Annotated in this window: 17 protein-coding genes; 8 read left to right on the top strand and 9 right to left on the bottom strand. The window is 69.9% G+C overall.

Going from position 1 to position 19,563, the window contains the following annotated elements:
* Positions 1-4: 4 nt before the first annotated feature.
* The 9 genes from RIC31_RS05305 to RIC31_RS05265 all read right to left on the bottom strand — a co-directional run bounded on the left by RIC31_RS05305 (position 5) and on the right by RIC31_RS05265 (position 7,243).
* Positions 5-1,096 carry a glycosyltransferase family 4 protein gene (locus RIC31_RS05305; protein WP_350103883.1) on the bottom strand — a complete coding sequence of 364 codons (1,092 nt, stop codon included), beginning with the start codon at positions 1,094-1,096 and terminating at the stop codon, positions 5-7.
* A gap of 143 nt (positions 1,097-1,239) precedes the next feature.
* Positions 1,240-1,893, bottom strand: coding sequence for a TIGR02466 family protein (locus RIC31_RS05300; protein WP_350103881.1), 654 nt, complete (start codon positions 1,891-1,893; stop codon positions 1,240-1,242).
* Complete coding sequence (locus RIC31_RS05295; protein WP_350103878.1) at positions 1,893-2,621, bottom strand: acylneuraminate cytidylyltransferase family protein; 729 nt, start codon at positions 2,619-2,621, stop codon at positions 1,893-1,895. The genes RIC31_RS05300 and RIC31_RS05295 overlap by 1 nt, the downstream gene beginning before the upstream one ends.
* Positions 2,618-3,280 (bottom strand): NTP transferase domain-containing protein, encoded by a 663-nt coding sequence (locus RIC31_RS05290; RefSeq protein ID WP_350103876.1) that lies wholly within the window; start codon positions 3,278-3,280, stop codon positions 2,618-2,620. Before RIC31_RS05290 ends, RIC31_RS05295 begins: the two co-directional genes overlap by 4 nt.
* Complete coding sequence (locus RIC31_RS05285) at positions 3,277-3,960, bottom strand: glycosyltransferase family 2 protein (protein ID WP_350103874.1); 684 nt, start codon at positions 3,958-3,960, stop codon at positions 3,277-3,279. The genes RIC31_RS05290 and RIC31_RS05285 overlap by 4 nt, the downstream gene beginning before the upstream one ends.
* On the bottom strand, positions 3,957-4,460 hold the full coding sequence (locus RIC31_RS05280) for an SAF domain-containing protein (protein ID WP_350103872.1): 504 nt from the start codon (positions 4,458-4,460) through the stop codon (positions 3,957-3,959). Before RIC31_RS05280 ends, RIC31_RS05285 begins: the two co-directional genes overlap by 4 nt.
* 14 nt (positions 4,461-4,474) lie before the next feature.
* Positions 4,475-5,359, bottom strand: a complete 885-nt coding sequence (locus tag RIC31_RS05275; RefSeq protein WP_350103870.1) for a shikimate dehydrogenase family protein — start codon at positions 5,357-5,359, stop codon at positions 4,475-4,477.
* Positions 5,360-5,361: 2 nt separating this feature from the next.
* On the bottom strand, positions 5,362-6,285 hold the full coding sequence (gene aroF / locus RIC31_RS05270; protein ID WP_350103868.1) for a 3-deoxy-7-phosphoheptulonate synthase: 924 nt from the start codon (positions 6,283-6,285) through the stop codon (positions 5,362-5,364).
* Positions 6,286-6,331: 46 nt separating this feature from the next.
* The gene (locus tag RIC31_RS05265) at positions 6,332-7,243 is read right to left on the bottom strand and encodes an NAD-dependent epimerase/dehydratase family protein (protein WP_350103866.1); all 912 of its coding nucleotides are present in this window, start codon (positions 7,241-7,243) and stop codon (positions 6,332-6,334) included.
* A gap of 98 nt (positions 7,244-7,341) precedes the next feature.
* Between RIC31_RS05265 and RIC31_RS05260 the strand changes: the two genes are divergently transcribed.
* The 8 genes from RIC31_RS05260 to RIC31_RS05225 all read left to right on the top strand — a co-directional run bounded on the left by RIC31_RS05260 (position 7,342) and on the right by RIC31_RS05225 (position 19,529).
* A complete protein-coding gene (locus RIC31_RS05260; protein ID WP_350103864.1) occupies positions 7,342-8,502 on the top strand; it encodes a class I SAM-dependent methyltransferase in 1,161 nt (386 codons plus the stop codon).
* A 49-nt stretch (positions 8,503-8,551) separates the two neighbouring features.
* A complete protein-coding gene (locus tag RIC31_RS05255) occupies positions 8,552-9,544 on the top strand; it encodes an FkbM family methyltransferase (protein ID WP_350103863.1) in 993 nt (330 codons plus the stop codon).
* A gap of 34 nt (positions 9,545-9,578) precedes the next feature.
* A complete protein-coding gene (locus tag RIC31_RS05250; RefSeq protein ID WP_350103861.1) occupies positions 9,579-10,601 on the top strand; it encodes a hypothetical protein in 1,023 nt (340 codons plus the stop codon).
* Complete coding sequence (locus tag RIC31_RS05245) at positions 10,598-12,301, top strand: glycosyltransferase family 4 protein (RefSeq protein ID WP_350103859.1); 1,704 nt, start codon at positions 10,598-10,600, stop codon at positions 12,299-12,301. The genes RIC31_RS05250 and RIC31_RS05245 overlap by 4 nt, the downstream gene beginning before the upstream one ends.
* A complete protein-coding gene (locus RIC31_RS05240; RefSeq protein WP_350103856.1) occupies positions 12,298-14,067 on the top strand; it encodes a tetratricopeptide repeat protein in 1,770 nt (589 codons plus the stop codon). The genes RIC31_RS05245 and RIC31_RS05240 overlap by 4 nt, the downstream gene beginning before the upstream one ends.
* Entirely contained in the window at positions 14,064-15,248 is a 1,185-nt protein-coding gene (locus RIC31_RS05235) for a nucleotide disphospho-sugar-binding domain-containing protein (protein ID WP_350103854.1), read from the top strand. The genes RIC31_RS05240 and RIC31_RS05235 overlap by 4 nt, the downstream gene beginning before the upstream one ends.
* A 278-nt stretch (positions 15,249-15,526) precedes the next feature.
* On the top strand, positions 15,527-17,044 hold the full coding sequence (locus RIC31_RS05230; RefSeq protein ID WP_350103852.1) for a calcium-binding protein: 1,518 nt from the start codon (positions 15,527-15,529) through the stop codon (positions 17,042-17,044).
* Between the two features lie 106 nt (positions 17,045-17,150).
* Positions 17,151-19,529 (top strand): tetratricopeptide repeat protein, encoded by a 2,379-nt coding sequence (locus RIC31_RS05225; RefSeq protein WP_350103850.1) that lies wholly within the window; start codon positions 17,151-17,153, stop codon positions 19,527-19,529.
* The last annotated feature ends 34 nt before the right edge of the window (positions 19,530-19,563 follow it).

Genomic DNA, 19,563 nt, shown 5'->3' with positions numbered 1-19,563 from the left:
TCGGTCAGGCGGTCGCGAGCAGGCCCCGCAGGTGCCGCTCGGCGACTGCCGCGGCACGGTCCCAGGAGAAGTTCCGCCGGACATGCGCGGATCCGGCGAGCCCGCGCTCGCGGGCGGTGTCGCGCTGCTCGACCATCCGGCGCATCAGGTGCCGCAGGTGCCGCCAGTCGGGCTCGGCCCACAGGCCGAGGTCGCCGTCGGCGCGCTCGAAGAACGGCTCGTCGACCGGGACCAGCCGGTGCTCGATGCGCCAGGCATGCTCGCCGATGAACTCGGTCGGCCCGCTGTAGCCGGTGACGATGGTCGGCAGGCCGCAGGCCATGGCCTCGATCACCGGCAGGCCCCAGCCCTCGGCCCGGGTCGGCGAGACGAAGGCGTCGCAGGCGGTGTAGAGGCCGGCGAAGGTCCGGTGGGTATCGACCGGCGGCACGATCCTGATGCGGTCCGGGCGGCGCAGCTGCAGGGCGCGCAGCTCGGCCCCGAGGTCGAGATCCAGGCGGTTCGCATAGAGACCCGCCAGCACCAGCATGACGTCGTCGCGGTCGCCGAACTCCCGGTCGAAGGCCTGGACCAGCTCGGCCATGCCCTTGCGGCGCTCCCAGCGGCCGATCGCCAGGAACTTGAACGGCGCCGGCGGGAATGCGTCGGTCGGCTTGACCCCCGGATGGAAGAGGTCGGGGTCGACGCCCTCGGGCACGACGTCGATCCGGTCGGCGTCGAAACCGTTGGCCGCGAACACGCGCTTGCCCCACGCGGTCGCCGTCCAGATCCGGTCGGCCCGGGCGAGCGGCTCGTACCAGTCGTCCGGCAGCCGGGTCGACTCCCACACCGTGTAGGCGATCCGGGTGCCGGTGGCGCCGTCGAGCACGCCGGTCAGGCTGCCGTAGATCAGGGCGACGGTCGCCGTCCGGCGGTGCCCGAGCAGCGCCGGCACGGCGGCCTTGTCCTCCTCCAGCGGGCCGGACAGCGTATAGAGCGGTGTCGCCACCACCGGCAGCCGGCGGGACAGCGCCTCGAACAGGCCACGGGTGTGCACGTTGTAGCCGAACCGGCCGTCGAACCAGCCGATGGCGTGGACCAGCAGATCGTGCGGCAAGCCGGCCGGCGGCCGTGCGCTTGGCGGACCGGCGGGCGACAGACGGACCGGCGGGATTTCCATGGCGGCGCAGTCTCGCATTCGGGGCCGACGCTGCGACAGGGGCGCCGCGCCGGGCGTGAGGTCCCGTGATCGACGGTGGGTCAGCCGGTCGCCGGCGCCACCGGGTCGAGCCACAGGTTGAACGCGATCGACACCCGCGGCGCGGTTCCCCGGTACGGATGCACGTAGTGCAGCAGCCAGCCGGGGAACATCAGCAGCATGCCCGGCTCGGGATCCAGGATCAGCTGCTTGTGGAAGGCATGGGTCGGCAGCGGCCCGCCATGCGCGCCCGGGCGCGGGTCGACGAACTCGATCAGCCCGTCTCGGCTGCCCTCCGGCGCCGGATCGCCGGTGCTGACGTAGTAGACCCCGGAGAACACCGCCGGCGTGTGGTTGTGGATGGCGTTGTAGGAGCCGTTGCGGGCGACGTTGGCCCAGGCCGAGACCCGCATCTGGCGGCCGGCCAAATGGCCGCCGGTGCCGACGTTCGACACCATCCACTTGACGGCCTTCCAGACCCGCTGGCGGAGCTCGACGATCGCCGGGTTGTCGGCGTCCAGCAGGTCGTTGCCGGAATGCCAGCCGCCGACATTGCTCATGCCGGCCGAGGTCTCGGCCGCCTCGCGGGCGGCGATGTGCTCGAGCAGGCGGCGGTTGAGGTCGGACTCCTCGTAGCGCCGCACCAGCAGCGGGGTCGGGAACGCCGTGTGCAGCCCGTCCGCCAGGGCCACGCCCCTGCGTTGGTTGTCGGACATCAGCCCTTGCCCTTCGTCGCGAACCATTCGAGCGCCTTCTCCGCGAGGTAGAAGTCGAACTCGTCGTGAATGTCGATGCCCGACGCGGTGTCGCTGATCTCGATGATCTCGGCCCGGTCGCCGGTGCGGAGGCCCTGCCGGATCAGGCCGGCCCTGAGCGCCGAGGCGATGCCGGTATCCTCGCGGAACAGCGGGGTGCGGGTCTGGCGCGGGCCGTACACCGCCATCCAGTCGAACACCCGTTTCCAGGTGCCGTCCTCGCCCCGGGTCCAGAAGTTCTTGTGGGTCTTGTTGGCGACGAAGGCACTGTCGACCTCGGGCCGGCTCTTCAGGATGCCGACCGCCTGGGCGATCCACTCCGGCTTGCGGAAGATGTCGGTCGGCTGCAGGAACACCACGATCCCGAACGGGCCGTCGATCGCCTCGGCGCGCTCAAGCGCGTCCTTCAGCACCGGCTCGGTCGGGGTCAGGTCCTCGGCCAGCCCGGGGTCGCGCATGAACGGGGTCCAGGCGCCGGCGGCCTCGGCGGCGGCCCGGATCTGCTCGTCGTCGGTGGTGACCAGCACCCGGTCGCACGCCCCGGACTCGAGCGCGTGGTGCACCGAATGGGCGATCAGCGGCTTGCCGCCGATCGGCCGGACGTTCTTGCCGGGCAGCCCCTTCGAGCCGCCGCGGGCCGGAATGATGGCGATCACCCGATCGGCCGCCCCCCGACTCTCCATGCTCATGCGCTTGCTTCCTTCAGTTGCGGCAGGCGGTCGGCCAGCGCCTCGGCGACCGTGAACCCGGTGTCGTCGCGGACGTCGACCAGCGCCCAGGTCTGGTCGACGACCTCGAACCCGACGGCGTCGCCGAGCCGGCGGCCGTCCCCGAACAGATGCGGCCTGGCGGCCAGGGCGAGCCCGACCATCTCCTGGAAATACACGGCGTCGCGGGCGTCGCCGCCCTCGGACATCGCCAGGATCTCGCCGTCGCCGGTGCGGCGCCACAGGTTGGCCGTGAAGCGCCGCACGCACACCACGCTGTCCAGGTGGTCGCGGGCCGCCAGGTTCTCGGCAGTGCGGCGGATCAGGCCCTCCGGCCGGAACGGGTGGGTCGGCTCCAGCACCACCACGATGGCGGCGTCGCGGGTGCGGGCGACCTCGGCCAGGGCGGCGACATAGCTCTCGGCGGTGCGTCCATGGGACATCACGTGGCCGCCGAAGGCGTCCGCCATGTCCCGGATCCGGGCGTCGTCGGTGGTGACCACGACGTCGGAGTCGGGCAGGTCGGCGACCGCCGAGTCGAGCGTACGCTCCAGGCTCGACCGGCCGTGGATCGGCATCAGCAGCCGCGGCGTGCTGCGCGCTGCCGACAGCACCGGGATGATGACCAGCGGCGCGCTCACGACGCGCTCCCCGAGCGGATCACCTCGATGACCTCGGCGACCCGCTTGGCCCGGCCCTCGTCGCGGCCCTGGTGGATGCCGTGCTGGTGATAGGCCCGCATCCCGGGCTCGTAGACGATGTCGTAGCCGGCGGCGATCATGCGCTTGCCCCACTCGCGGTCCTCGACCCCGCGGATCTTCTCGTCGAACGGCTGGTCGCGCCAGATCGACTTGCGGATGGCGGAGTTCGCGTTGTGGAAGAAGTAGTCGAGGCGCTGGCGCACCCGCTCGTCTCGGAACGTCGTCCAGAGGTCGCGGCGGTCGATCGCGCTGGTGTCCGGCAACGGCTCCTGGCGCCCGTACACCCCGCAGACCCGCGGGTCGCCCTCGGGCCCGAGATGGGCGTTGGCGTAGTCGGCCCACAGCTCGTCGACCGGCACGCAGTGCGACGACAGCAGCACCACCACGTCGTGCCTTGCGGCCTCGATGCCGATGTTGAGGGCGCGGCCGTAGGAGAACTGCTCGCGGGTGATGTTGGTCAGCGTGCAGCCATGGGCCTCGGCGACCTCGACCGTGCCGTCGGTCGAGTCGTTGTCGACCAGGACCACGTCGATGTCGGGCAGGCGCTGCCGCCGGATCGCGGTCAGGCAGCGGCCGATCCAGTAGCGCTCGTTCTTGGCGCGCAGCACGACGCTGATCATGATTCGCCTCCCGCCGAGCCGGCGGGCGGGACATCCACCGGGTCCTCGGAGATCATGCCGAAATCGACGGCCGTTCCCTCGGCCATGGCGTACATGGTGCGTCGGCCGATCATGGCAATTCGATGCTCGGCGCCGATGCCGGTGCCGCCCACCACCTCGGCCAGGTCGGCCTCGCCCAGGACCGTGCCGGCCGCGACCGGCCGCGCCGCCACAAGGGTGCGCCGGCCGCGCCGCAGCAGGTCGAGGCGGGCCACCGGCGACGGCTTGAACAAAAGGTCGCCCGGCAGCGCCAGCCGGCGCAGCCGGTCGAAGGCGTCCAGGTCGGTGCACAGGAAGGCGACCCGCAGGCCGTCGGACAGCAGCGGCGGCTCGGCCATGTGGTCGGCCGGGACGACGACATGGTAGCGGGCGGCGACCTCGGTGAGGGGGGTCGCGGTCACCTCGTCGACGGTCTCCACGGTCAGCTCCGGCGTGTCGGCCGTCAGCAGGATGCGGCGCATGGCCAGCGTCTCCGTCAAGCCGCTCGCATCGCGGCGCGGACGGCATCCATGTCGAGCGCCCCCGGGACGGCCTTGCCGAAGGCGATGACCGCCTGGTCGAGGTTCATGCCGAGGCCGTTGCGGGTCGCCAGCCCGCGCGCCGCCGCCGCGGCGAGGAGCGCCGTGACCTCCGGCTGGTAGATCACGTCGTACACCGCCGCCGACGCCGGCAGGGCGGCCAGCGCCGCCTCGTCGAGCGGCGACCCGGCGGGACCGTCCTTGTGGCCGACCGAGGTCGCGTTCACCACCAGGTCGACCTTGCTGGTGACGTCGGCGCCGACCGGCCAGTCGGCGACCAGTGTCCCCAGCTTCGCCGCCACCGCCCCGGCGGTGGCGCGGCTGCGGTTGGCGACCGTCAGCTCGGTGACCCGGCCGGCGAGGAACGCGGCGACCGCCAGGCCGGCACCGCCGAGCCCCAGCACCAGCGCCCGGCGGGTCATCAGGGCGTTCGCGCCGCCGACCAGTTCCTCGATCTGCGACAAGGCCCCGGCGCCGTCGGTGTTGGCGCCGACCAGGGCGCCACCGTCGCGGTAGATCGCGTTGACCGCACCGATCCGCGCGGCCTCAGGTTCGACCCGGTCGAGCAGCGACACCAGCGCCTGCTTGTGCGGCACGGCGACCGCGCCGCCGACGAACCGCTGATCGGCCTTGAGGGCGGCGACCACCGCCGGCAGGTCGCCGGCGGTCACGTCCATCGGGTGCATGACCGCGTCGATTCCGGCGGCCCGGAAGGCGGCGTTCCACAGCAGCGGCGAGCGCGCGCCTTTGGAGGGCGACGCGCCGAGGATCGCGGCGTAACGGTCTGTCGCGATGGTGACCGGGTTGCCGATCGGCCCGGCGAAGGAGGCGGGGCCGGCCATGGTCAGGCGTCGACCGTCCGGCCGATCGCCTCGGCCACCGGGCGGCAGGCCTTCATGATGTCGTCGAACTGCTCGAGACTGGAGCACTGCAGCGGGTCGACGGCGGCGTTCACCGGGTCCGGATGGACCTCCAGCATCAGGCCGTCGGCGCCGGCGGCGATCGACGCCAGCATCATCGACTTCACCCAGGGCTGCCAGAAGGTGGCGTGGCTGGGGTCGGACATGATCGGCAGGTGGGTAGCCTCCTGGGCCGCCGGGATGACCTGCAGGTCGATCAGGAAGCGCGAGGTCGCGCGGTGGGTATGCGGGGCGACCACGCCGCGCTCGCACAGCACGATCTTGGCCGGCTGCCGCAGCTTGTCGTGCTCCAGCGCGATGTACTCGGCGGCCATCAGCCAGTCCCGCAGGCTGTTGCCGAAGCCGCGCTTCAGCATGACCGGCATGCCGGTCTTCCCGACCTCAGTCAGCAGTGGGTAGTTCTGCATGTTGCGGGTGCCGATCTGCAGCATGTCGGCGTATTTCGCGACCACCTCGATCTTGGTGATCTCCATCACCTCGGTGACGATCGGCAGGCCGGTCTCCTGCTTGGCGACCTGCAGCCACTTCAGTCCGTCCTCGCGCGGCTCGAAGAACTTCGGCGAGCGGTACGGGAAGGTCAGCGGCTTGAAGGCGCCGCCGCGCAGGAAGTGGGCACCGGCCTTCTTCACGCCGATCGCGGTCTTCACGATCAGCTCCTCGTTCTCGACCGTGTTCGGGCCGGCCATCACCGGGACCAGCTTGCCGCCGAACTCGATGCCGGCGCATTCGAAGGTGGTGCGGTGGTCGGGGCGCTTCTTGGCGACGAGCGGGATCTTGTTCTGCAGGTCGTCCTCGGACAGGTCCTTGCCCGGAAACTTGTTGTCGACGCCCATGTTGCTGCCGGTCATTGCCGAGCCCTCTGTGCCGCTTAAACCCTCTGGAACGTTCGCAGTCTTATCGCGGCGGCGGCGGGGTCGCAATGCGTAACGCCGCCTCGGCACCGTACCGGGTCAGCACGTCGCGGGTCCCGTCGGGCACGAAGCCGAGGGCCACCGCGCCCGTCGGGTCGATGACCGGCGAGGCGTGCGCCGCCGGGCGGACGTCGAGCCGGGGCGCCGCGTCGAACCCGGCGGCGATCGCCGCGACCGCGTCGCGCACCGGAATCGGCGGCCTCGCGGCCAGCGACACCGCCCGGAAGCCGGCGGGCGGATGCGCCAGCAGGTGCCCGACGAAGGCGGCGACGGTGTCGGCGTGGACGACCGCGTTGTAGGGGCCGTCCGGATTGAACAGGGTGATCGTCTCGCCGGCCGCCAGCCGGGCCGCCACGGTCGCCGGGAAGTTGCCGTGGCATCCCGGCCCGATCACCGCCGGCAGCCGCAGCGCCACGGCCCAGGGCAGCGAGCCGTCCGCCACCGCCGCGGCGATCAGCCGCTCGGCCGCGAGCTTGGAGTGGCCGTACGGCGTGTCCGGGTCCGGCGGCGTGGCGTCGTCGATCGTCGCGGCCGCCGGCCGGCCGATCGCCGACTGCGACGACATGTAGAGCAGCGGCGCCGCGCAGCGGGCGGCCAGGTCGACGGCATTGCGGGCCAGCGCGACGTTGGTGGCGATCAGCAGGTCGGGATCCGCCAGCCGGGACGGAATCGCGGCGGCGCAGTCGACCACCGCGTCGACCTGCAGGCCGGCGGGGGCCGGCTGCCGGCCGTCCCAGGCCGCCGTCCGCACACGGCGGTCCAGCCCCGGCGGCGCCACCCGTCCGAACGCCGCTACCCGGCGGCCGGCGGCCGCGAGGGCGGCGGCGATCCGCGCGCCGAGAAAGCCGCCGGCGCCGGTGACGCAGGTTTCTGCAGCTGGACGGGGCTCGTTCATCGGCGGCGCCTGCGGTGGGATTGCCTTGATCGGAAGCGGCTTCGTCCCCTATAGCACGGGCGCCGCCAGCTGGACCGGCGGAAGGAGCGCGCCGTCCCATGTCCGACGTCTGCCCCCTGTGCGAAGCCGAGCGGGCTCGGGTCGTGTACGAGACCGACGCCCAGATGTTCTGGGTAGTCGCCGACCCCGGGCTGACCGACCGGTTCGCGCCGGTGCGGCTGCGGCAGTGCGTGGCCTGCGGTCATGTGTTCAACCGCGAACTGTCCGACGAGACCATCGCCGAGATCTACCGGCGGCAGACCGCCACCAACCGACCGGTGTCGGCCGACATGCACCGGCGCTACGACACGCTGATCGACTTCCTCGGCCGCGAGCGGCTGACCGGCAAGCGGATCCTGGAGGTCGGCGGCGGCACCGGCAGCCTGGCCCGGCTGCTGGCCGACCTCGGCGCGGCGGTCACGGTGGTCGAGCCGAACGACGACCTGCCGGCCCTGCTGGGCGACCAGGCCGGCCGGATCCGCGTGGTGAACGACTTCTTCGGCCCCGGCACCATCGACGAGACCTTCGACGGGGTGATCTGCCGGCAGGTGGTCGAGCACATCGCCGAGGTGCGGCCGTTCGTGCGGGCCCTGGGAGCGGCGGTCGCGCCGGACGGCTTCGCCTATGTCGAGGTGCCGACCCTGGAGTTCATCGCCGGGAGCGGCGCCTACATGGAAGTGCATGTCCAGCACCTGCATTATCTCGACGACGCGGCCCGCCGCCGCCTGATGGCGGACGCCGGCCTGGTGGTGACCGCCGCCCACGACATCCTTCAGGGCCATGACGTCGGCATCCTGGCGCGGCCGGGGCGGACCGAACTGCCGGACCGGAACCCGGCGCCGAGCCGGACCGACCGGGTGGGCGAGCGCCGGCGGGCGCACGAATCCTTCCTGGCGGCGTTCGACGGCCGGCCCGAACGCACCGCGGTCTACGGCGCGACCTCGCAGGGCGTGACGTTCTTCAATCTGTTCGAGGCCGGGGCGGCGCCGACCCGCTTCATCGACGACAATCCGGACTATGCCGGCCGCCAGACCTATGGCCGCGGCGGCACCGCGACCATCCATCCGCGCAGCGCCGAACTGCTGGCCGGGCTCGACCATGTGTTCATCGGCGCCTATCACCACCAGCCGGCGATCGCCGGCAAGCTGGCCGAGGACGGGTTCCGCGGGGCGGTATGGTCGACCGATCCGCGCCGGCCGACGATCGAGCGCGTCCGCTGACGCCGCACCCCTGGGCGAGTCGCCCCGTGCCGACTCGAGGAGTTCCGCGATGACCGAGACCACCACCCCCGCCGCTCCCGACCTGTGGACCACCGCAGTGGTCGACGCCGGCGGTCGATACGGGCTGCACCCCTCCTGGCGCGGCTTCGAGGCGCCGCTCGACTACCGGATGTTCGAGCCGGAGCCGGTCGAGGCCGCCCGGCTCGCCCGGAAATACGCTGCCCGCAAGGACGTCACGGTGCTCGCGGAAGCGCTCGGGGCGGTCCCGGACAGCACGATCGACCTGTTCATCACCGCCCACCGCGGCTATGTCGGCGCCACCAGACCGAACCCGGACAGCCTCTGGTTCGGCGACGTGCGCCGCGAGGAGGGCACGGTCGAGGGCACGATCACCGCGCCGGCCACCACCCTGGACGCTTATCTCGCAGCCACCGGGTCGCGGGCCGATTTCCTGAAGATCGACGTCGAGGGCCACGAGTTGGCGGTCCTGGAGGGCGGCGCCCGCACGCTCGACCGCACCCTGGCGCTTCGGGTCGAGGTGCAGTTCGACGACAGCTTCGAGACCCAGACCGCCTCGGCGATCTTCGCGCATCTGATCGACCGGCTGGATTTCCGGCTGATGCGCCTGGACTACGACGGCCGCGGCCAGCCGCTGAGCTACCTGACGGTCGACGGCAATTTCGGGGCGCTGTGCGGCTGCGACGCGGTGTTCGTCCGCAAGCCGGCCTCGATCGGGGCCTGGGGCGGCGACGAGACGGCGGCGGCGCTGCTGAAGCTGGCGGCGTTCTCGCTGCGCAACGGCATGCCGGACTATGCGATCATCTGCCTGGAGCGGCTGCAGGCGGACGGCTGGCGGCCGGCCGGCGACGAGCCGGCGGTGCGCCGCTACCTGCGCAAGCTGTTCATTCTGGCGGCCGGCCGGCTACGCGCGCAGTCCGGCGAGCTTTACGAGCGTGCGGCCCAAGACTATCAACGCTTCTTCGATGCCGAGATGCCGGCCCGGCACGAGGTCTTCGAGAGCGACTGGCTGAATCCGGCCTGACGATCGGGACGACGATCGGGGACAGGGAGCGAGGATGACGACCGAAGCGCCGCATCGACCGTGCCTCTACGCGATCTACGACCTCAGCAAGGCGCCGGTGACGTTCGACGTCATGAACTTCTTCGCGTTCGCGCACATCTGGTCGCAGCGCGCGGGGTTCTCCGGCTACCACGTGATCTTCGTGATGGGCGAGGGCCGCGAGTTCCGGAACCTGACCCCCAAGGACCTCACGCTGCCCTACGACGAGAAGGTCTGGCGGCTGTGGCATGTGCTGATGCCGCACGCCGGCATCGCCCGGAACTGCCTCGGGGTCAGCATCATGAAGGAACGCAAGGAGCTGGCGCAGCTCCTGCGCGCCATCCACCCGATGCAGATCATCCCGCCGGACTACACGCTCGAGAAGCCGAACCAGCTGATCATGCTCAGCCAGGTCTTCCAGCTCGCCCCGACGGCCGAGGAGATGGCGGTGTTCGAGCCGACGGCGTCGGCGCTGGAGCGGGTCGGCGGCTGGCTGTCCCAACGCGCGCCGGGCGGGCGGCCGGTCAGCCTCACCCTGCGCACGTCGCGGGCCGAGCCCGACCGCAACTCCCGCCTCGACGAGTGGCTGGCGGCGGCGCGGGTGATGCGCGAGCGTGGCTTCGACCCGATCGTCGTGCCGGACACCGACGTGGTCACCGGCGGCTATGAAATGTCGATCTTCGGGGACCTGCCGGTGTTCTCGATCGGTGCGGTTGACCTCGACCTGCGGCTGGCTATGTTCCGGCTCGCCACCCTCAACATCGCGGATAACGGCGGTCCCGCGTTCCTGAGCTACTTCATGGCCGGGTCGACGATGCTGTGCTTCCTGCCGGTGGAAAAGTTGCCGGCGGTCGTCGGCCTCGGACGGATCGGAAGGATGGCGGAACTGCTGGGCGTCGCCGAGGGCCAGAGCTTTCCGCATGCGACGCCGCTGCGCCGCTTCGTCTGGCGCCCGGACCGGCTGGATACGATCGTCGAGGAGTTCGACAAGGCGGTTGCCGCGTTGCCGCCGCAGGCCAAGGACGGTGAGGAAACGTGATTCCCGGTAGCAATGCGGCGATCCTGTTCGAGCCGACCGCCTACGACACACAGGTCAAGAAGGTGATGGGCCGGAACGTCGCGGGTGCGACGTTCCTGGAGGGCTTCGTGAGGCATGCCGAGGTCGACCGCTATGTCGGCGTCACCTACGGCGCCGAGGCCGCCGGGGTATTCCGCCGCCGGGTCGCCGAAATCGCCTCGAACGATCCCGCGCGGTCGGCCCGGCCGGTCGCCACGCTGCCGACCAATGCGCTCGAGGGTCTGGCGTCCGTCGGCGCCGTCTTCCTGCCCGACCCGCAGATCGCACGGTTCGCCGAGAGCCGGCGCCAGCTCGACCAGCGTGCCTACAGCCTGTGCGGCATCACCCATACGATCTCCAGCCAGGGTGCCATGGGTCTGCTGTGCGACGTGCTGACGGCGCCGGTTCAGGCCTGGGACGCCATCATCTTCACGTCGAAGTCGGTCCGGGACGCCGGGCTGCGGCAGATCGAGCACCATGCCGACTACCTGGAGCGACGTATCGGTGCCCGCCCTGCCAACCCGATCCAGACCCCGGTCATTCCGCTCGGCGTGGACGTCGCCCGGTTCGAAAGGCTGGGCCGCGACGGCGCGGCCCGCGCGGCGCTGCGGAACCGTATCGGCGCGGCCGACAACGACGTCGTCCTGCTGTTCTTCGGGCGGCTCGTGTTCCACGCCAAGGCGCACCCGGTCCCGATGTATCTCGGTCTGCAGCGCGCCGCCGAGCGGCTCGCCGAGCGGGGCGTCCGCCTGCATCTCGTGCAGACCGGTCATTTCCCCAACACGACCGCCGAAGCCGGCTATCGCGATGGTGCGGCGCGCTACTGCAAGGACGTGGCGGTTCATTTCCTCGACGGTTCCGACCCGGAGCTCGCCGACGGCAGCTGGGCGGCCGCCGATATCTTCGTGTCGCTGTCCGACAATATCCAGGAGAGCTTCGGGATCACGCCGGTCGAAGCGATGGCCGCCGGACTCCCGTGCCTGGTCAGCGACTGGGACGGCTACCGCGACACCGTGATCGACGGCGAGACCGGCATCCGGGTTCCGACCTGGCTGCCGCCGGCCGGGGCCGGCGGCAAGCTGGCCGACAGCTATGCCAGCGGGTCGCTGACCTACGACCTCTACATCGGCTACGCGAGTCAATCGACGGCGGTCGACGTCGCGGCCTTCGCCGCCGCCGTGGAGGTCCTCGCCACCGATCCCGAGGGCCGGCGCCGGATGGGCGAGGCCGGCCGCCGGCGGGCGCGCGAGCAATACGACTGGTCGCGGCTGATCGGAATGTACCAGGAGCTCTGGGCGGAACTGGCGGCACGCCGCCGCGCCGCCGCCGAGATCGCGCCGCCGTCGTCGGTCCGGAACTCCAGGCTCAGCGATCCGTTCGACGTGTTCGCGGGGCACGCCACCATGCAGGGGACGATCGGTACCCGGCTGAGTGTCGATCCGGCCGGCACCACGGTGGCCGACCTGCTGGCCCTGAAGTGCAACACCTACGCCAGCGGCGCACTCCTGGACGAGCAGGGCATGCTGGCGCTGGTGGAGTTCGTTCGCGGCGACGCCGACACCCTGGGCGCCTGCCTCGAGCGGACGGCTCCGGATCAGCGCCTGCGCACGTTGCGCACCCTGGGCTGGCTGTTGAAGTACGGTGTGTTGAAACTCGAGATGGAACGCGGGGCCGGTTCGTGAACCAGCAGGCAGCACAAGTTCATCTGGGCGCCCGCCCGACGCTCGAACAGGTCGAGCAGGCACTGTCGGGCAGGCCGAACGACCCGACATTGCTGCGGCACCGGGCGGCGATCCGCCTGGATTCCGGCGACCAGCGCGGTGCCGTGGCGGATGTGCAGAAGGCGATGGCGAAGGCCGGCTCGAATGCCGATTCCGAGCTGCTGACGGTGGCGGCGCGATGCTCCCTGATCTTCGGGCGCAGCGAGGAGGCCGAGAAACTGGCCCGGCGGGGCCTCCGCCGGGCGCCCTGCAGCGACGCGCTGTTCGGCGTGCTCGGCGGGGCACTGCAGCGGCAGGGCAAGTTGGGCGAAGCGGTCGCCGCCTACGATGCCGCCGTCAACCTCAATCCGTTCCGGCGGACGTTCCGGATCGCGCTGGCGCAGGCGCTCGAAGCGAGCGGCGACAGGGACCGGGCGGAACGCGTCTACCGGCAGGCCCTGGAGACCCAAACCGGGTTCGGCGACGCCGCCCTGAACCTCGCCAACCTGCTGCAGTCGGCTGAGCGCTTCGACGAGTCCCTGCACTGGTACCAGCAAACCCTGGAAATGCAGGGGCTGAAGGCGCCGGTCCTGTCGAATGTCGGCGCCCTGCTGCGGAAGATGGGTCGCTACGATGACGCCAGGCGCCAGTACCGGCGGGCGATGTGCCTGATGCCGTCGGACAGCGGCGTCAACTACAACTACGCCAACCTCTACCGTGCCGAAAACCGGATCGACATCGCGATCCAGCACTATCGGCGGGCTCTGGTGATCCGTCCCACCAATGCGGAACTGCACTGGAACCTCTCGCTGGCCCTGCTTGCCGACGGCCGGCTCAAGGAGGGTTTCGACGAGTACGAGTGGCGCTGGAAATACGACAGTTTCCCGTCCAAGCGGCGGGACTTCCCGCAGCCGTTGTGGAACGGCGAGCCGTTCGACGGCCGCACGCTGCTGCTGCATACCGAGCAGGGCATCGGCGACGTGCTGCAGTTCCTGCGGTTCCTGCCGATGATCGTCGAGCGCAAGGGCCGGACCGGCCGCATCGTGCTGGAGTGCCACGAACCCCTGATGTCGCTGCTGCAGGGGTTTCCGGGCATCGACGAGATGATCGAGCGGTTCGCCCCGCCACCGCCGGCCGACCTGCATATGCCGTTGCTGTCGGCCGCCCGGGCCCTGGGCGTCGACACCATCGAGCAGCTGCCGAACGCGGTGCCCTACCTGCCGGTGCCGGCGGGGCCGGACCTGCCGATCCCGGAGCTGGATCCGGCCTGCCTGAACGTCGGCTTCGTGTTCGGGGGCAATCCGAAGTTCCCGAACGATCGCACCCGCTCGACCCGCCTGGAGTCGTGGATGCCGCTGTTCGACCTCGACGGCGTCAAGTTCTTCAGCATGCAGAAGGGCGACCGCGAGCCGGAACTGGCGAATGCCCCGGAATCGGTGGTCCGGCTGAACGAGCGGCTGATCAGCTTCCGCGACACGGCGGTCGCGATGGGCAAGCTCGACCTGGTGATCACGACCTGCACCTCGGTCGCCCATCTCGCCGGGGCATTGGGGCGGCCGTTCTGGGTCGTCCTGTCGCGCAACGCCGACTGGCGCTGGCTGATCGGGCGCGACGACAGCCCGTGGTATCCGAGCGCCCGGCTGTTCCGGCAGTCCGTGCTCGACGACTGGGACGGGGTCTTCGCCCGGGTGCGGGCCGCCTTGCAGGCCGAGATCGAGGCCCGTCGCCGGGGCGGGACGCTGCGGTGACCGGCACTGTCCTTCTGGCCTGGGAGCTGGGAGACGGACTGGGCCATGTGACGCGGCTGCTGCGGATCGCCGAGCGTCTGCGCGACGCCGGGGTGAAGTGCCGATTCGCCGTTCGCAATCTCGAGCTCGCCGGACGTGTGGTGCAGTCCGCCGGCTTCGATGTCCTGCAGGCGCCGCTCGCCCGGGTGGAGCCGATACGGGGCCCGGACGGCACCCAACCGGTCACGGTCGGCGACATCATGGGGGCGATCGGGTTCGGCGCGGCCGAGCGCCTGGCGCCGATCGTCGGTGCCTGGCACATGCTGATCGAGACGACGGCTCCCGATCTGGTCATCACCGACTATTCGCCGACCGCCAATCTGGCGCTCTACGGCGGGACGGTGCCGTGGATCCCGATCGGCGACGGCTTCACGCTGCCGCCGCACGAGACCGAGGAGTTCCTGCCGTTCCGGCAGGCCCGTCCGGCATACGAAGACGGCCGGATGCGCGGCGTCGTCCGGCAGGTCCAGGCGGCCCGCGGGCGACCGGCACCGCAGCGTCTGCCGGAACTGTTCGAGGGCAACGCCCGGTTCGTCGTCACCCTGCCGGAACTGGACCCCTGGCGGCCGATGCGCACGGTTGCCGCCGTCGGGCCGATCGACCCGCCGCCGCGGCCTGTCGACTCGATTCCGGGCGATTCCTATTTCGCCTACCTGTCCGCGGCGTACCGGTTCACCGGTCGGCTGCTGGATGGGCTGCTGGCGAGTGGCCGGACCGGCTCGGTGTTCCTGCGCGACTCGTCCGTGGCCCAGCGCAACGACTGGCGACGGAAGGGGCTGCAGGTCTGGGATGCGCCGCAGGACCTTCGCTCGATGGCCGAGCGGTCGGCGGTGATCATCCACCATGGCGGCGTTGGAACTTCGGAGCAGGCCCTCGGTTTCGGCCGGCCGCAGCTGCTGCTGCCGCGCCATTTCGAACAGGCTTCGAATGCGACCAGCCTCGGCCGCATGGGCGTCGCCGTCGCGCTCCGGTCCGGCGGGCAGTTCCGGGTGGAGGATGTCGGGCGCGCCCTGGAAATGGCCCAGGGCAACGAACGGATCCGATCGCGAGCCCGGGAAAGGGCAGACGAACTGGCGGCCCGGCCGCCGGAAGCACTGACGATTGTCACCCGGGCCTGTCTCGATCTACTCTGCGCGCGATGACCGCCGGATGGACCGTTCCTGAGCACCTTTGGCGTCCTGTGGCAAAAGTGTCACAGGGCATTCACCGGTTGCCACTAACGTCCACTGTCTACGATCTTTTCCTCTTACGCCGCTTGCGCCTGCCGGATGACCTGCTGTAAAACCGTGTCGTCCTCCCTGGTAGCTGCTGGCGCTGTTGCGTGAGAACGCGGTCTGACAGGGGAGGGTGGTGATCGTCCTTGACGATCAGCATCGTTCTGACGCACACACGCTCTGTAGGGAGTCTAGGAGTTACAACGATGGCTAACATTACTGGCACGACCTCTAGCGAGTCGCTCACCGGTACCGCCAGCAGCGACGTGATCTCTGCGCTGGCGGGCTCCGATACGATCTCAGCGCTCGATGCAGCCGATCTGGTTTACGGCAACCAGGGTTCCGATCTGGTCATCGCCTCGGGTGGCGCTGACACGATCTTCGGCGGTCAGGATTCTGACACCGTTTCGGCCGGCGACGGTCTCGATCTTGTTTACGGTAACCTCGGCGCCGACACGCTGTCGGGCGGCGCGGACGCCGACACCATGTACGGTGGCCAGGGTAACGATCTTCTGTCCGGCGGCGCCGGCAGCGATCTGCTCTTCGGCAACCTCGGCAACGACACGCTGATCGGCGGCGCTGGCTCGGACGTTCTGAGCGGCGGCGCGGGCAACGACTCGCTCGTCAATGCGTCGGGCGCGGCCACGGTCTTCGGTGGCGCGGGCAACGACACCGTGGCGTTCACCTCCAACAGCGGCACGGCCCTGATCTACGGTAACCAGGGTACTGACGCGATCACCGGTGGTGACCTGGCCGACTCGATCTACGGCGGTCAGGACAACGACACCGTTTCCGCTGGTGCCGGCAACGACGTTATCTACGGCAACCTCGGCATCGACTCGCTGCTGGGTAACACCGGCGCCGATCTGATGTATGGCGGTCAGGGCAACGACGTCCTTTCGGGCGGCGAGGGCAACGACACGCTGTACGGCAACCTCGATGCCGACTCGCTGCTGGGTAACACCGGCGCCGACCTCCTGATCGGCGGTGCTGCGAACGATACCCTGCTGGGTGGTCTGGGCAGCGACACCCTGTCCGGCGGTGCGGGCCTCGACTCGATCACCGGCGGTACTGGTACCGACCTTATCTACGGCGGTGACGACAACGACGTTCTGTCGGGTGGCACCGACGGTGCCGACACCGTGTTCGGTGGTGCCGGTGCTGACGTGCTCGCCGGCAACACGGCGGCTGACCTGCTCTACGGCGGTGACGGCAACGACACCATCACGGCTGGCGGTGGCGCTGACGTCGTCTACGGTGACGACGGCAACGACCTGCTGAGTGCCGGTACCGGTCTGGACACGCTGTTCGGCGGTGGCGGTAACGACACCATCATCGGCGGGACGCTCGGTGCTGCGGTCATGTCCGGTGGCGACGGCAACGACTCGCTGGTCGCTGGTGCATGGACCGGCGGCGACACCATGTTCGGTGGTGCCGGTAACGACTTGTTCGTCTTCACCACCGGTTCCGCGCAGGTGAGCACGGCCGTTGCGTCTGCTGTCACGTTCAACGTGGTCAGCGACTTCGTTCGGGGCAACGACAAGATCGAGCTGCTGTTCATGACGGCAACTCCGTCGATCCAGAGCGGAACGACCTTCGGCGGTGTCAACAGCATCGTGTACGAGACGGGTATCCTCCACATCCATGGCGGTACCAACCTGTACCTGCAGATCAACATCTCTGGTGTGTCTGTGGTCGACGTGAACGACTTCGAGTTCCTCTGATACTGGAACCTCGAATACCTTCGGAGGGGCGCTCATCGAGCGCCCCTCTTTCTTTTCGACCGGCGTTTGCCGCAGTATCGATTACCGATGCACGACGGATCCTCTTATGATTCCGGCCGATCCGCTCAGCCGCGCCCGTGAACTGATAAACACCGGCGCGCTCGCCGAAGCCTGGCACCCGGTGCGATGCGCCCTGGCCATGGAGCCGGCGTCGAGCTCCGGTCTGACGGTCGCGGGCCAGATCGCCATACGTCAGAACGCCGCCGCGTCGGCCGTGCGCTATTTCACCCGGGCAGCCCAGGCCGGCATCGGCCGGGACCATCGCGTTCTGCTGAATCTGGCGCGCGCGCAACAGGCGGTCGGCCGGACCGGGCCGGCGATCGCGACCGCGCGCCTCGCGACCCGACTCGCCCCGGCCGATCCCGATGCCCGCAGGTTGCTGTTCCTTCTGCTCATCGAAGCGGACCGATCTGCCGAGGCCGACGGTATCCTGCGCGACGGCGACGAGAACGGCCTCAATCCGGCCGTCGCGATGCGGATCGCCCGCCGCCTGAGCACCGACAACCGCTTCGTAAAACTAGCCGCCCGCATGCTGAACAGGGCCATGCGGGAACCCGGTGACCATATTCCGGACGCGATCGGCGGCCTCCTGACGGCACCGACGACGCCGGACCCGCAGCGATTGGCCATGGCCCGCAAGGCGCTCCTCCTGTCGCCTGCGACGATGGTCGCCATGGACGTGGTCGCCCTCGGTCATGCCAGGGACGGCACGAAGGTCCGTCAGGCCAGCTGGCTCTGGCGCTCCAGCATGGTCAGACCCGACGACCTCCCGCGACTCGCCCGGGCGGCCGAACGGACCTACGAGGTACGGTGGCCGCGCGCCGGAATTGCCGCGAATCGTGCGCTGCTGAAGGTCAGGCCCGGCGCCTTCAGCCTCGTGGACCGGATCTGCCAGCTGCATATCCTGCAGAAGGACCCCGAACAGGCGCTGGCATTCGGCCGGGACCAGTTGGACCGGAAGCCCGCCGACCCGCGGATCTGGGACGCGGTCGCGGGTATGTACAAGAGCGTGGGGTGCCTCGATGAGGCCCTGGCGCTGTGGCCCGAGATCATCCGCCGCTTTCCCCAGTACTACACCCTCTACTACAACTTTTCATTGTTTCTGGACGAACAGAACCGGTTGGCGGAGGCCACCGTTCTCGGCAAGGCGGCGCTGATCCTGAAACCAGACTACCTGATCGCCGCCAATCACCTGAGCGTGGTGATGCATCGCCAGGAACGCACAGATATCGCGATGCAGTACATCGAGCGTGCGCTGAAGATCAATGATCGGCACGCGAATGCCCATATGAACAAGGGGAATTACCTGCGCGCCACCGGCCACTACGGCCGGGCCGTGGCGAGCTTCCGGCGCGCCGAGGAGGCTGCCGCCGGGGATCCCGCGTCGGTTGCATCATGCCGGTTCAACGCCGGCATGTCGAAGATCGCCGTCGGCGAACTCGAGGACGGCTTCAGGCTGATCGAAGCGCGCTGGGCAACCAAGGAGTTTCCGTCGCCGAAGCGCGCATTCCGGCAGGCGATCTGGCCCGGCCCGCACGCGGCCCCGGCGAGCGATCTCCTGCTGTACATGGAGCAGGGCCTCGGCGACGAGTTCATGATGTCCTGGTACATCCCGCTGATCCGCAGGGACGTCCGGCGCCTGGTGGTCGACTGCAACGAACGCCTGGTCGATCTGTTCTCGCGCAGCTACGAGGGGGTCGAGTTCATCCGGGCCTCGACCGAGAGCTACTCGATCGCCCAGAAGAGCGGCCTCCAGTACAAGATCCCGTCCTTCCACGTGCCGCAGTTCTACGTCGCGGAGATGAAGAAGCTGATCCGGGACAACTGGGACTGGGCGGAACGGGGCGGGACCCGATTCCCGGCCCGGCTGACGATCGCGCCGGACCGGCTGGACCGCTGGCGCCGCTGGTTGGACGAGCGGTTCCCGGACCGGCCGCGGATCGCGGTGTCCTGGCGCAGCCGGCTGCGCAACCGCGATCGCGACAGGCAGTACCTGACGGTCGAGCAGATCGCTTCGGTGATCCCGTCCGGATCTGTGGTGATCAACCTCCAGTATTCGTCGACCGAGGAGGAACTCGATGAGTTCCGGGAAATCGGCCATCGTCGGGACTTCCTGGTGGCCACCCCGGACGGTGTCGATCTGACCGACGACCTCGAGGACATCCTCGCGATCCTGCAGGAGGCCGATGCGGCAGTCACGCCGCTCATCTCGCTTGCCTGGATGGCCGGTACGGTCGGCTGTCCGACCTATGTGTTCCGAACCTCGGCCGAACGCCTGCTGTGGCACCAGATGGGCACTCCCTTCGTCCCTTGGGCGCCCTGCCTGAAGCTGTTCTTCCGTCATTCGGCGGAGTCCTGGGGCCCGACCATCGCCGACGTCAGACACGCCCTGTCGGATTACCTGCGGTCGCCGCTGCGCGCCTAGGCGGCGGCGCGGCGAGGCGCGGCTGCCAGGACGT

It is taken from the genome of Thalassobaculum sp. (genome assembly GCF_040219615.1).
In the GTDB taxonomy this organism is placed as follows: Bacteria; Pseudomonadota; Alphaproteobacteria; order Thalassobaculales; family Thalassobaculaceae; genus Thalassobaculum_A.
This window is presented reverse-complemented; position numbering and strand designations above follow the sequence as displayed.

Excerpts from the sequence above, each read along its gene's own strand:
- RIC31_RS05300 (WP_350103881.1), bottom strand. The coding sequence starts at position 1,893 with ATGTCCGACAACCAACGCAGGGGCGTGGCCCTGGCGGACGGGCTGCAC.
- RIC31_RS05295 (WP_350103878.1), bottom strand. The coding sequence starts at position 2,621 with ATGAGCATGGAGAGTCGGGGGGCGGCCGATCGGGTGATCGCCATCATT.
- RIC31_RS05285 (WP_350103874.1), bottom strand. The coding sequence starts at position 3,960 with ATGATCAGCGTCGTGCTGCGCGCCAAGAACGAGCGCTACTGGATCGGC.
- RIC31_RS05280 (WP_350103872.1), bottom strand. The coding sequence starts at position 4,460 with ATGCGCCGCATCCTGCTGACGGCCGACACGCCGGAGCTGACCGTGGAG.
- RIC31_RS05275 (WP_350103870.1), bottom strand. The coding sequence starts at position 5,359 with ATGGCCGGCCCCGCCTCCTTCGCCGGGCCGATCGGCAACCCGGTCACC.
- aroF (WP_350103868.1), bottom strand. The coding sequence starts at position 6,285 with ATGACCGGCAGCAACATGGGCGTCGACAACAAGTTTCCGGGCAAGGAC.
- RIC31_RS05265 (WP_350103866.1), bottom strand. The coding sequence starts at position 7,243 with ATGAACGAGCCCCGTCCAGCTGCAGAAACCTGCGTCACCGGCGCCGGC.
- RIC31_RS05260 (WP_350103864.1), top strand. The coding sequence starts at position 7,342 with ATGTCCGACGTCTGCCCCCTGTGCGAAGCCGAGCGGGCTCGGGTCGTG.
- RIC31_RS05255 (WP_350103863.1), top strand. The coding sequence starts at position 8,552 with ATGACCGAGACCACCACCCCCGCCGCTCCCGACCTGTGGACCACCGCA.
- RIC31_RS05250 (WP_350103861.1), top strand. The coding sequence starts at position 9,579 with ATGACGACCGAAGCGCCGCATCGACCGTGCCTCTACGCGATCTACGAC.
- RIC31_RS05230 (WP_350103852.1), top strand. The coding sequence starts at position 15,527 with ATGGCTAACATTACTGGCACGACCTCTAGCGAGTCGCTCACCGGTACC.
- RIC31_RS05225 (WP_350103850.1), top strand. The coding sequence starts at position 17,151 with ATGATTCCGGCCGATCCGCTCAGCCGCGCCCGTGAACTGATAAACACC.